This is a genomic window from Cytobacillus spongiae (genome assembly GCF_021390075.1).
On sequence record NZ_CP089997.1, the window covers coordinates 3738142 to 3750758 of the forward strand.

Here is a 12617-nt window from a genome sequence, read left to right on the forward strand (position 1 = left end):
CACCCAACGGGACGAGGAACCCGTCCCCATGTTCCACCCATGTTCCACATGTTCCACATCTTTATTTACCAGCTTCCTTATAATTAGCAAGTAGTTCTTTAAGAGCAATATATGTTTCTCCTTTTGCACCTGATTGTTTGATAACTCTCTCAACAGATGTAGAAGAAGCTAATGTTTGCTTAATAAACAAAGTTATAGCTGCTGGGTGAGTATCATTTTGGATCAACTCTTTAGTAGCAATAGTGACTTCATTAATTGCAGGACCGTACTGTTTTTTAGCAAGCAATTGCATCACGGCTTGTTTTGATAGAATCATCATAGATTCAGACACTTTGATCTGTTCAGAAAGTTTTTCAATTTCTTGTGCCACTTCACTGTTAAGATCCAGAGTTTCAAGAACTCTCTCTACTGATGCAGATGAAGTTAAATTCTTTTTTACAAATGCTTTTACGTTAATCGGGTTAACTTCTTTTTCAACTAATTCAGCTACGGTTATTGCCACATTAGCAATTGCTCTATCATAGTTTTTATTTGCCTTTATTTCAAAAATTTTCTTGGATTCATCTATAACTTTAGTTTCTACTTGTTTGTATTCAGAAGCAAGTTTTTCTAATACAGCTGTATTTGCGTCACTTAATTTCAAATGTTCAATCATCTTATAGACAGAAGAGGAAGATAAAATGTTTTCTTTGACAAACATTTCAATAACCGAATTATCAACAGCTCCCTCTAATACTCTTACGGTTTCAGCCACTTGTTCAATAACCGCATTGTATTGTTTTTCCGCTTTTAATTTTTCAGAGGTCACCTCAAGAACAGCTACCGCTTCTATTACTACATCTTTCGTAATTTTTCCTTTAATATTCAATTCATTAAGATTTTTGATCGTTTCTTCTGCTTTTTTCGTTGCACTTTGACCGTCTTTCACTTCTTCTTTGACTTGGTCTTTCTTTTGCTTGGCTTGGCCTTTGATGTCTTTAACCTCTTCTTTGACTTCATCAGGTGTCTTAGGTGTTGTCGGTGTTTGTATTGCATCAATATTTGTTGGTGGTGTCACCGAATTTCCATCAGATGGCGGAGTTGATGGTGTCACCGAATTTCCATCAGAAGGCGAAGTTGATGGTGTCACCGAATTTCCATCAGATGGCGGAGTTGGTGGTGTCGATAATGTTCCTCCACTAGTATCACCACCATTTATAGTGATCACAAGAATATATCTATCACCGTCAACTGTAAAAGATTGACCATCTTCGATAAGAGTATCTTCAGTTAAATCCATCACTTGATTTAGTGGATCATAGAGAATTACTTCTTTTCCTTGATACATAGAACGTAAAGTAGAAAGTGTTATTTCTGTTGAGACTTCCCTTAACGTTGGGGGAAGTAGTATCTCTTCCATTGAATCAGTAGGTGAAGTCACTTCTTCCGTGGGACTTGTTGGCTCACTCGGATTGGTTGTTTCTTCCGTTGGACTTGTCTGCTCACTTGAATTAGTTGTTCCTTCCGCGGGACTTGTTGACTCACTTGGATTAGTTGTTTCTTCCGTGTGATTTGCATCAGTAGTAGTATCACCTGATGAATTCGGTGTGGTATTTTCAGTTGTGATGCTTGTGGTATCATCCCCAACAGCAAAAGATTGTAGTGGCTGACCGAATAACATGACACTTAATGCGCCCATTCCTATGGCCTTTATTGCCAGGTGCTTTTTCTTTGCCTTTTTTAAATTATTGCTTGAACCATATCTCATTAAAAGCCCACCTTACAAATATGTAATTTTATTCAATTTTTATATCATTATATCACTAAAACACTATTATTATATATAAAATGATTCTTATGAACCTTTCACAATATAATTACTTTTAAAATACATGACTATTGACCTTAATAAAACTTGCCGAATAATACATTCAGAAGTCAAATTTTCCAATTTTTCCACAAAAAAACACTTAATAACTGTAAATATCCACCTACTAACTTCCATATTTTTACTCGTATATAGTTATTAGAGTAAGTGTTAAACTGAGCATATCTAACTAAAAGGGCTAACTTATTTGAGTCAGCTTTTTTCATATACAAATAAATGCCTAAACTTAAAAAAGTTCTTTCATCACATCCAACCAACTCTGAACTAAAAAAATATTATGCTTGTGTCCCGGGCTTGTCTCCTATCAGCAACAACATCTCGGGAATTGTATATTGGAGACAAGGTACCAGACCACTTGGACCACTATTTATTCGGTTTTTGGGCATAAAGAAAAGCCCACTTGAGAATTATCTCAAATGAGCCTTCTTACCATGTCCCCCTGGACCTATTCGTTCTTATGATTGAAAACAACAGAAATGTCATTATCCACTTAAATCGTGCCGGATTTTCCAACTAAGTCATATGATGCATGGTTAACGGTAAGTACTTTACGTTCTGGAGATAGAGATATATAAGATGGATTTACATATATTGAAGAACGTCTTCTAATTCAATGTCAACCATGAACATATCCCAAACATTCCTAGCTGTATAATCTTCAGGAGCTGCTTCTTCTAATGAGATGCTGAAAGAAGTAGAGCTTATTGAAGATACGGATTCAGCATACTGAAGGTATACATTGTCAATTATAAACAATAAGCGTCTATAATAAATTTGCAAAATCACCACGAGTGATGTTTGTGTGAGCACCATAAGAAGTTTCTGTCTTTCCAGTTGTGATCCCTGCTCCATACATGTTTTAATATAAGGAGCAAATACACCGCCAACATCTAAATGGGACAGGGTACCCGGTCCCATGGTCCAATTATCGGATTATTGGTTCTTCTTAAATGGAGAAATGTATTTACCATCATTGGTTTTGTGGGACATTTTATTATCGCTCTTTACTTATGGATCATGTTTTTGCTATTACTTTCAGTGAATTAAATGACTACCTCTCTCCTCTTGAAGAGTTTTGAAGATCACTGAAGATATCAAACGTAAGAAAGCTCTCTTGCTATTCAAATAGCCAGAGAGCTTTCTTACTTGTTACCAAACAAAAACTGCCCCCTTTTGGGAGAGTGGACGAGGAACCCGTCCACTTGGAGCACTTGGATCACCGCAATGCTATCCAAATCTCTCAATCGAATATCGGTCAATTGGGATAGATGTTTCTCCATCAATAATTAATTCTGTTAATAGTGTTCCGATTATTGGTGAAAGCGTTATTCCGCTATGAGTTGCTGCTACATATAAGTTATCCTTGCCAGGAACCTTACCTAAGATTGGAAAACCGTCTTCAGGCATAGCTCTTATTCCTGAGAACGCACGTACAATCTTGGCCTTTCTAATTGCAGGAACATAATGTTGAGCTAGGTTCGCCGTTTCCTGTATAACATCAAGAGTTGTAGCTCGATTAAAACCCGCATTCTCCATTGAATAACCAATTAATACTTCTCCGTTATTTGCCTGTCTCATCCCGCTTATGGTGTAGTTAAGGAATGGCTGAAGTGGTTCTGTGACTAAAATTTGGCCTCTTAATTGATTAATTGGAATATTAATCTCTAGCATTTTTCCTACCTCACGTGACCATGTTCCACTAGCAATAATAAGTTTTTTACACCGGTAGATGCCCTTATTACTTTCAACAATATAATAATCATTTTTCTTTTCTACACCTGTCACCATACTATGGTAAGAATATTCAACCCCTTGTTTTTTAGCAGCCCTCATAAGCAAATCCACTAAACGAAAAGGATTTACATTTCCATCAACTTTACTAAAAGTTGCACCTGCAACGGCAGGATTTAGAAAAGGCTCTTTTTCAAGCACTTCTTCTCTTGTTAGAATCTTAATATTTATCCCAATTTCCCTATATGCCTCAGCGAGTTTTATGGCTTTATCTCTATCCTTCTCACTGAAAAATGGAGACAAGCCCCCTGTACGCTTGTACTCCACATCCCCGATCTTTTTTGATAAATACGGATAAAGTTCAGCACTGTACATACTAAATTCAGCATACCAGGAAGGATTTTTATTATGTACCCACACCCAAGCCTGTGTTGAACCAGATGTACCAGACAGAGGAAATTTCTTATCCAATACCAAAATACCCTCTTGGCTTCTTTCAGAAAGGTGGAAAGCGATGCTATTTCCTACTACTCCAGCACCAATTATGATCGTTTCATAGTCTTTAATCATTATTTCACCCTCCCATCCTCTAGCTTGAGTTCATCAAGAACTGACTTGACAGTAGAGAACTCTGTGCTGTTTGTCGCTAGCGTTTCAATCTTTATTGGAGATATCGGCATTCTTGTACGTGGCACAGGGATTTCATCGAATGGCTTACCTGTTACTTCATGAATGACCTGAGAAACAAGGTGAGAACAAACCTTGGATTGGCATGGGCCCATTCCACAACGTGTTAATCTTTTAATATCATCAAATGCTTCTGCTCCATGTCCAATCACTTCCTCTATTTCCTCATACGTGATCTCTTCACACTTACAGATTATCGTTGCTTTATCCATTTATACACCTTCTTTTACTCATCCCCTTCTCTATGAGATGAATTGATCTTTTAGCATAGGTTGTAAAAAATGTTCTATGTGGATTTTTCTAGCCTTCCATACATCTGGTAGATAATTGGACTCTACTGTTTCAATTTCTTTCCAAATTACATTTTTAATAGAGTTAGCCTCTTGGTTACCAAGTACTTGCAAGTTCTCACAAACGCTAACACCTGCCAACTTCCCTGTTAAAAGTAAGACATCTTGGCGGCTAACCCCAGCAGCATTCCCAGCAAGAAAGACATTTTGAGTACTTGTGTGGAAGTTTGAATCATACTGCGGAACCCATCCTCCAAGTGCTTCACTATAACCAAAGGAACAGTCTAACTGATAGAAAACATCTAAAATAGGAGACCTTCCCCCATCAATACAAACAAATTCAACCTGAAAAGATAGTTGTTGCCCTTCGTGTTCTATGACCAACTCTTCAACTTTGCCATTCCCTTTTGCCTCAAGGACTTCTGCCTGTTGATAGAATTGAATTCCTAAGGATTGCGCCTTCTCTAGTTTTTCACTACTGTATTTTTGTACTTGACCTTTTGGCTGTATCATCGCTTTGATATGGACTCCGACACTCTTTAATTGCTTTACAACATCTAATGAAAAATCACTGATTCCCACTACAACAGCTTCTCTACCTGGAATGACGAAATCTTTATTAATCAATGTTTGCGCAGCGCCAATTGTCATGATTCCGGGAAGGGTCCATTTCAGAAAGGGAATTGCTTTTTCATAGGCTCCTGTAGCAACAATAATGTTCTTAGCACTTACCGGAATAACATTTTGTTCATCGGTAATGCCCACACTTCCATTTTCATAAAATCCGATCACTCGATGACCGAGGAGCTGATGAACGGGAAGATTACTAACTTCATTTATTAATTTATCAGCTAACTCAAACCCTCTTAAAGACTCCGATGGTACTGGTAAAGAAGTTAAAATTTGTGTTTGTTGACGTAATTTCCCACCAAGTTCAAGAGCCTCATCTACAATGGCAACGGAAACGTTTCTTGTAGCAAGCTCTACTGCAGCTGAAAGCCCCGCCGGACCACCACCAATAATTAATACATCCTTATTCATTCCCTCTCACTCCTGATCTGTGGATCTTCATTATTAGGGAAAATCTCCATTCCTTCCTCTACTCTCTTCATGCATGTTTGAACATGATCTTCTCCATTAACCGTCATATAACAACTACAACATCTGCCACTCGAACAAAAGAGACCTCTTGCTTGCACATTCTTTCTACTAGCTCCTAATCTCTTAATTCCATTTGTCATTAAAGCAGCAGCAATACTTTGATTCTTATAGGCTTCGAAGGGCTGACCTTCAAAATAGATCGTAACCTGTTCAAGGTTTTTATTTCCAAACACCGGATGACTCTCAATAATATTCATTAATACACACCTACTTATGGATTAATAGGGTTCAAAACTTACACTTTCTGAGTAGCTCTTAAAGGATGATAAGGACTTAATTCCACATCGATCTCATTTCCAAGAGCAAGCTCAGCAGCCAATACACCAACGTATGGACCCATGGTAATACCTGATGCACCAAGTCCTGTAGAAATAACTAAATTGTCTAAATCGGGAATAGTCCCAAGAAGTGGCAGAATGTCTGGACCTACTGGTCTAAATCCAATGCGCATCTCATGTAAAGTACTGTCTGCAAGACCTGGTGCCATATCAAGCCCTGCTTCAATCACTTCTTTTACTCCTATCGCTGTGTGTCGATAGTCAAACCCGGTTCCACTTTCTCTTGTGGCTCCAACTACTACTCTTGAATCATCAAATGCAAGCATATAATAACTGTTCTGAGGGAGAACAACCGGCCAATTTGAAGTATCTTCATCTCTCACTTTAAAGTGAATAATTTGCCCTCTTTGTGGCTCAATTGATATATCAATCCCAAACCGAGCAAGTAATTGCTTCGTCCATGCACCTGCTGTTACAATCACCTTATCCGCATAAATCTCTGCCTCATTCACTTTTACACCCGTTACTTTCCCATTAGCAGCGACTAAACTTGCTTCTCCTGTATGGCGAACTACACCGCGCTTCTCTGCTGCCCGCTGCATCGCATCTCTTAATAATCTCCCATCCACTCTAGCTCCTCCTGTTACATGTACAGCTTTAAGGTCATCATTTAATGGAGGAAAAAGATTTTTCGCTTCTTCTGCAGATAGACGGGTGACTACTCCAACTTCAGGCGTATCAACTTTTCGTTCAAGAATTCTTTGTTCAATGGTATCTAAAAGCTCATCATCTTTACTCACTGCCATTGCCCCAACTATCCTGTAGCCTAATTCTGTTTCCCCATCCTCTTCAATAGCCGAAACAAGCTCAGGGTAATAGAGGGCTCCTTTTCGAGCAATTGTATACCAATTAGGGTCTTCAACACTTGTAATCCATGGACATACAATCCCAGCCCCAGCAGCAGTGGCTTGCCCTTGATGAACTTTATCGACTACCACTACCTCTATTCCCTTCCTAGCAAGGTGATAAGCCGTACTCGATCCTACTATCCCAGAACCTATTACAATCACTTTCATTATTACATGCTCCTTTCTTTACAATCATTGTAAAACGGGGTAATGACATGCTGCGTAATGGTTCTGACGAATCTCCTTTAACACAGGTCGCTCATTTTTGCATTTTTCTGTCCCAAAAGGACATCTAGAATAGAATCTACAACCTATTAGATCATCCATGTGTGTAGGTAAATCATCCTCGAGTATTAGACGGTCTTCCCTCTCCCTAAGCGTAGGATCAGGGAGAGGTACCGCCGAGACTAACCCACTTGTATACGGATGAAGGGTGTGACTAAATAACTCTTCCTTTGAGGCAACTTCTACTACTTCTCCCATATACATAACAGCAATTCGATCACTTATATATTTGACTGCTGGAATCCCATGGGCAATGAAGATATAAGTGAGTTCAAATTTTTTCTGCAGATCAATTAATAGATTTAATATTTGTGCTTGTATAGAAACATCAAGGGCCGAGACTGGTTCATCACATACAATTAGTTTTGGTTTAAGAGCCAAAGCTCTTGCTATTCCAATTCTTTGCCGCTGTCCCCCACTAAATTCATGAGGAAACCTTTTGGCAAAGGACCGATCTAACCCCACTGTTTCCATTAATTCATATACTTCATTTCCAAGCTGCTTCCCCTTATATACTTTATGCGTTCGCAATGGTTCAGCAATAATATCAAACACTCTCATTCTAGGATTCAACGAGGAAAATGGATCTTGGAATACCATTTGGATGTCTTTACGTACCTTTTGCATCTCCCGGTGGGATAAAGTCGTTAGGTCCTTCCCTTCAAAGATAACCTTGCCCCCAGTTGGCTCTAACAATCTCAAAATGAGATTTCCTGTAGTAGACTTCCCACAGCCAGATTCCCCAACAATTCCTAAGGTTTCTCCCTTTTTCACAAAAAGGTCAATTCCATCAACTGCTTTGACATGATGGTGTGATTTTTGAAACATACCTGTTGAGCTAGAAAAATACTTCTTAAGACCCTCTATTTTCAAAAGGTAATCATCACTTGTATTTGTGGTCATCATAGAGCCATTTCACCTTCTTCCTCACTCAACCAACATCTAACCTCTGACCCTTCATTTATTTGAAACAAAGGAGGCTCCATTAATTTACATTTATCCATAGCTAAAGGACATCTTGGGTGGAATTTACAACCACGAGGCATTTGCGAAGGACTAGGAACATTTCCTTCAATTGATTCCAGCTGATCGTTAAGTTGATGAATTTTTGGAGTACTGTTTAACAGTCCCTTTGTATAAGGATGCATTGGATTTTTAAATAACTCAAAAACATCATTTTGTTCAACAATCTGTCCTGCGTACATGACGATGACTCTGTCAACCATTTCAGCAACTACACCTAAATCATGAGTAATCATAATAATGGACGTGTCTAATCTCTTGCTTAAATCCTTCATAAGTTTGATGATTTGAGCTTGAATGGTAACATCCAAAGCGGTCGTAGGCTCATCAGCAATCAACAACTGAGGATTACAAGATAAGGCCATAGCTATCATTACCCTTTGTCTCATTCCCCCACTTAGCTGATGTGGAAAGGATGAGTACACTTTCTCAGCGTTTGTAATGCCAACTTTTGCAAGCATATCAATAGCAATGACCTTCGCCTTTTGTTTATCTACCCTTTGATGAAGACGAATGGATTCAGATACTTGCATACCAACTGTAAATACGGGGTTAAGAGATGTAAGTGGTTCCTGAAAGATCATGGAGATTTTATTTCCACGAATTTTTCTCATTTGTTTATTTGAATACTTAGTTAAATCTTTTCCATCAAATAGAATTTCTCCCCCTACAATTTTCCCAGGTTCACTTACCAACTGTAGGAGTGATAGAGAAGTGACACTTTTTCCACATCCCGATTCACCTACAATTCCAATCGTTTCTCCTTTTTTCACGTGGAAAGAAACTCCGTCAACAGATGGTACAACACCATGTTCTGTATAAAAATATGTCTTTAATTCCTTCACTTCTAATAGTGTTTCATTTGTATTCATTTTGTGGCCTCCCCTCTATTTTCTCGTTTGAGTTCTTGGATCTAATACATCTCGGAGCCAATCACCTAAGAAAATAATTCCAAGTACTGTCACTGTTATCGCAATACCTGGAAAGGTTGCAAGCCACCAGTTTGTAGCTAGGTAATTCCGGCCGTCTGTTAACATTCCGCCCCACGAAACTTCTGGTGGTTGAATTCCCAACCCAAGAAAGCTCAAAGATGCTTCGAGGACAATCGTTGTTGCAACGCTCAGTGTTGAAATAACAATAAAAGAAGAAAGGATATTAGGTAGAACATGCTTAAGCATAATTGTTATGTTGTTTGTTCCAATGGATCTAGAAGCCTTTACGTATTCCCTTTCTTTTATACTTAGTACTTCTCCCCTAACAACACGGGCATATGTCACCCAATTCGTAAACCCAATGACAATGATTAACACGATTAAGCTTGGGTTAAATACGGAGAGAACTACAAGAATAAATAAGATACTAGGAATGGCAATGAAGGAATCTACTATTCTCATAAGCACATTGTCGATTATTCCACCATAATAACCAGCTAAGAGCCCAACAATAATTCCAATCACACCTGCTAAAATAACAGAAAAAACCCCTACTAAAAGTGATACACGTGTTCCATAGATAATTCTGCTAAGGATATCCCGACCTAAGTTATCTGTTCCCAGCAAATAGGTGAATGCCCCTCCTTCTAACCAAGCAGGAGGCTTAAGCATATCCCCCAAATTATTGGCTGCTGGATCGTGGGGAGCTAATACATCGGCAAATATGGCAACTAGAATGACTGAAAGGACGATAAGAAACCCAACGGTTCCTGTTTTACTATGTAATAGTAGCTTTATCCACCGCATCCATGGGTTTATTTTCAACACCGGCGTAACCGAATTTTGTTGGCTCACCTTAACATTTGCTTCCACGATTCCCACCTCCTACGAGTAATTAATCCTAGGGTCTAATAATCTGTATACAAGATCTGTTACTAGATTGATCACAATAACCAATATGGCAATGACAAAAACGGCCGCTTGTACAATCGCCATATCTCTGCCATTTACAGCTTGAACTAAAAGTAAACCAAGACCTGGCCAAGAAAAAACAGTCTCTGTAATTAAGGCACCGCTAACAAGTGACGAAATCTGCAGCCCCATGATAGTCACGACGGGTATTAATGAATTTCGGAATGCATGGATGTACACTACTTTCGAATCACTAACCCCTTTACTTTTAGCAGTTCGAATATAATCTTGATTCAAGATTTCTATAATACTTGAACGAATCAATCTCGTCATTTCAGCCGCTATCCCCGTACCTAAAGTAATAGCTGGTAAAACTAAGTGAGCAAGTGTCCCTCGTCCCGAAACTGGGAATATTTGATAATTAACTGCTAATAACAATATCAGCATGATCCCTAACCAAAAGTTCGGCATAGCCTTCCCAAGTACGGATCCTCCTGTAATAAACAAATCTACAAAACTATTTCTTTTTCTAGCCGAATAAATACCTAATGGAATAGAAATCATCGTTGCAACAATCATAGAGGCAGTTGCTAATTCGAATGTTGCTGGAAGTCTTTCCAGGACTAGTGGTAAAGCTTCTTGACTATATCGAAAGGAAGTACCGAAATCACCAGTTACTAAGTTACCTAAAAAAGTAACATACTGTACGAGGAATGGTTGATTAAGTCCCAATGCATCTCTAAGTGCCTCCCGGTCAGCGTCAGAAGCATCTTCAGGTAACATTAAAGAAACAGGATCTCCGGCCAAGTAGACTAGTATAAAAACTACAAAAGTAATAATAAACAAGGTTGGAATGATTTGTAGTAATCTCTTATAAAGATACTTCTTCAAAATCTAACCTCCTTAATAAGGAAGCGGGACGAAATGAACAATCATTTCAAGCCCGCTTATCCATTTTACTTTGACGTGACATCAGAGAAATTAATGACCTCGTCTAGTCTTGGGGTAAAATTCACACTGTCACTTACCCCATAATTCGCTCCTTGTTGATATAAGAAGATATGAGGTCTTTCTTCTGCAACAATCGCCTGTATTTTTTGGAACTGCGCATTTCTCTCTTCAGAGTCTAGGTTTTGTGAAGCTGTAAGGAATAATTCTTCAACTTCTTCGTTATAGTAATCTGTTTGACCAGCTGCACGTTCTTTTGTGTAATGAACTAATGAATATGATGCATCTAATAGACCATCTGCTAACCCAATCATAATCATTTCCTCATTAGAATTTGAGCTGTATTTATCTAAGAATGCACTTGACTCAAGTAGTTCTAAATTGACCTTAATCCCAATTTCACCTAGCATACTCGCCACTAGTTGTGCTACTTCTCCATCAAGTGGATACCTACCTTTTGGTGCAGTAAAGGTTAATTCAAGTCCATCTTCATAGCCCGCTTCTTTCATTAGTTCTTTCGCTCTTTCTAAATCGTATACATATGAATCATAAAGGTCTGAATTGGAACCAATAACTCCTTCTGGAACACGAGAACGAACAGGAACGGCTGTACCCCTTAATACAGAATCAACGATCGCTTGATCATTAATCGATAAATCAATCGCTTCCCTTACTTTTGGATCTGATGTTACAAACCCATCTGTATGACGTAGCATAATCAACATAACTCGTGTTGTTTCCCCGTTTACTAAAGATACCCCATCTTGACCATTTACACGTTCCCACTCATTTGGCGGAACATCTGTTGCAACATCTACGCCACCTGTTAGCAATTCTCCAACACGTGTTGAACTCTCGGGGATGGCTCTCACGATTACTTCTTTCCATTTTGGTGCTTCACCAAAAAAACCATCATATGCTTCTAGAACGACTCTATCATCACGTTTCCATTCAACAAATTGATATGGACCTGATCCAACCGGACCTTTTTGAAATTCTTCAACTCCTACCTCTTCAAAGTATTTTTTCGGTAAGACATCAGAACCACTCTTCGCTAGTAAGGGAAGGATCGTTGGCATTGGTCCATCTGTTTTAATTTCTACTGTTAGTTCATCAACCACATTTACTTCTACAAACTGTTTGAAATAAGGGAATTCCTTTAACGTATCATCATTCATAACACGCTCAAGGCTGAATTTTACATCTTCGGCTGTTAACGTGTCCCCATTATGGAAGGTAACACCATCTTTTAACTTAAAGTGCCAAGTTACATCGTCCACATTTTCATACGTATCAACTAGTTCTGGTTGTATTTCCATGTTACTATCACGGTAAAACAATCGACTAAACATGTTTCTAAATACTCTGTCTCCAGTAGTACTTAAAGAGTTTTGAGGATCCATAGAAGTCAAATCTGCACTCTGCGCAATGGTTAACGTTGTTCTCTCCTCCGTTTTTTCCCCTTCACTTCCTTGATCGTTTTTCCCTGATGTAGTGGAGCCGCCGCCACTACAGGCAGCTACTAACAACATTGCTGCTAAAAGTAGACCGACTAGTGTCCAATATTTTTTCATCATTCCTCTTCCCCCCTGAAA

The 12617-nt window shown here is 38.7% G+C and carries 12 protein-coding genes; all 12 read right to left on the reverse strand.

Annotation, left to right across the window (positions count from 1 at the left end; translation table 11 throughout):
* Positions 1–61: 61 nt before the first annotated feature.
* Positions 62–1747: a hypothetical protein gene (locus LS684_RS18815; RefSeq protein ID WP_233808383.1), complete on the reverse strand. Its 1686-nt coding sequence runs from the start codon at positions 1745–1747 to the stop codon at positions 62–64.
* Between the two features lie 702 nt (positions 1748–2449).
* Positions 2450–2785 carry a hypothetical protein gene (locus LS684_RS18820; RefSeq protein WP_233808384.1) on the reverse strand — a complete coding sequence of 112 codons (336 nt, stop codon included), beginning with the start codon at positions 2783–2785 and terminating at the stop codon, positions 2450–2452.
* Between the two features lie 309 nt (positions 2786–3094).
* Complete coding sequence (locus LS684_RS18825; RefSeq protein WP_233808385.1) at positions 3095–4168, reverse strand: NAD(P)/FAD-dependent oxidoreductase; 1074 nt, start codon at positions 4166–4168, stop codon at positions 3095–3097.
* Positions 4168–4497 (reverse strand): (2Fe-2S)-binding protein, encoded by a 330-nt coding sequence (locus LS684_RS18830; RefSeq protein ID WP_233808388.1) that lies wholly within the window; start codon positions 4495–4497, stop codon positions 4168–4170. Before LS684_RS18830 ends, LS684_RS18825 begins: the two co-directional genes overlap by 1 nt.
* Before the next feature lie 30 nt (positions 4498–4527).
* Positions 4528–5616, reverse strand: a complete 1089-nt coding sequence (locus tag LS684_RS18835) for an NAD(P)/FAD-dependent oxidoreductase (protein WP_233808390.1) — start codon at positions 5614–5616, stop codon at positions 4528–4530.
* Positions 5613–5933: a (2Fe-2S)-binding protein gene (locus LS684_RS18840; protein WP_233808392.1), complete on the reverse strand. Its 321-nt coding sequence runs from the start codon at positions 5931–5933 to the stop codon at positions 5613–5615. Before LS684_RS18840 ends, LS684_RS18835 begins: the two co-directional genes overlap by 4 nt.
* 38 nt (positions 5934–5971) lie before the next feature.
* The gene (locus LS684_RS18845) at positions 5972–7090 is read right to left on the reverse strand and encodes an NAD(P)/FAD-dependent oxidoreductase (protein ID WP_233808394.1); all 1119 of its coding nucleotides are present in this window, start codon (positions 7088–7090) and stop codon (positions 5972–5974) included.
* 24 nt (positions 7091–7114) lie between these two features.
* The gene (locus tag LS684_RS18850) at positions 7115–8113 is read right to left on the reverse strand and encodes an ABC transporter ATP-binding protein (protein ID WP_233808395.1); all 999 of its coding nucleotides are present in this window, start codon (positions 8111–8113) and stop codon (positions 7115–7117) included.
* Positions 8110–9102 carry an ABC transporter ATP-binding protein gene (locus tag LS684_RS18855; RefSeq protein ID WP_233808396.1) on the reverse strand — a complete coding sequence of 331 codons (993 nt, stop codon included), beginning with the start codon at positions 9100–9102 and terminating at the stop codon, positions 8110–8112. Before LS684_RS18855 ends, LS684_RS18850 begins: the two co-directional genes overlap by 4 nt.
* A gap of 15 nt (positions 9103–9117) precedes the next feature.
* Positions 9118–10035 (reverse strand): ABC transporter permease, encoded by a 918-nt coding sequence (locus tag LS684_RS18860; RefSeq protein WP_432418784.1) that lies wholly within the window; start codon positions 10033–10035, stop codon positions 9118–9120.
* A gap of 12 nt (positions 10036–10047) precedes the next feature.
* Positions 10048–10965, reverse strand: coding sequence for an ABC transporter permease (locus tag LS684_RS18865; protein WP_233808398.1), 918 nt, complete (start codon positions 10963–10965; stop codon positions 10048–10050).
* A 65-nt stretch (positions 10966–11030) separates the two neighbouring features.
* Entirely contained in the window at positions 11031–12599 is a 1569-nt protein-coding gene (locus LS684_RS18870) for an ABC transporter substrate-binding protein (protein WP_233808399.1), read from the reverse strand.
* Between the last annotated feature and the right edge of the window lie 18 nt (positions 12600–12617).

Coding starts and splice junctions, on each gene's coding strand:
- LS684_RS18870 (WP_233808399.1), bottom strand. CDS start 12,599: ATGATGAAAAAATATTGGACACTAGTCGGTCTACTTTTAGCAGCAATG.
- LS684_RS18825 (WP_233808385.1), bottom strand. CDS start 4,168: ATGATTAAAGACTATGAAACGATCATAATTGGTGCTGGAGTAGTAGGA.
- LS684_RS18850 (WP_233808395.1), bottom strand. CDS start 8,113: ATGATGACCACAAATACAAGTGATGATTACCTTTTGAAAATAGAGGGT.
- LS684_RS18835 (WP_233808390.1), bottom strand. CDS start 5,616: ATGAATAAGGATGTATTAATTATTGGTGGTGGTCCGGCGGGGCTTTCA.
- LS684_RS18845 (WP_233808394.1), bottom strand. CDS start 7,090: ATGAAAGTGATTGTAATAGGTTCTGGGATAGTAGGATCGAGTACGGCT.
- LS684_RS18855 (WP_233808396.1), bottom strand. CDS start 9,102: ATGAATACAAATGAAACACTATTAGAAGTGAAGGAATTAAAGACATAT.
- LS684_RS18840 (WP_233808392.1), bottom strand. CDS start 5,933: ATGAATATTATTGAGAGTCATCCGGTGTTTGGAAATAAAAACCTTGAA.
- LS684_RS18820 (WP_233808384.1), bottom strand. CDS start 2,785: ATGGGACCGGGTACCCTGTCCCATTTAGATGTTGGCGGTGTATTTGCT.
- LS684_RS18830 (WP_233808388.1), bottom strand. CDS start 4,497: ATGGATAAAGCAACGATAATCTGTAAGTGTGAAGAGATCACGTATGAG.
- LS684_RS18815 (WP_233808383.1), bottom strand. CDS start 1,747: ATGAGATATGGTTCAAGCAATAATTTAAAAAAGGCAAAGAAAAAGCAC.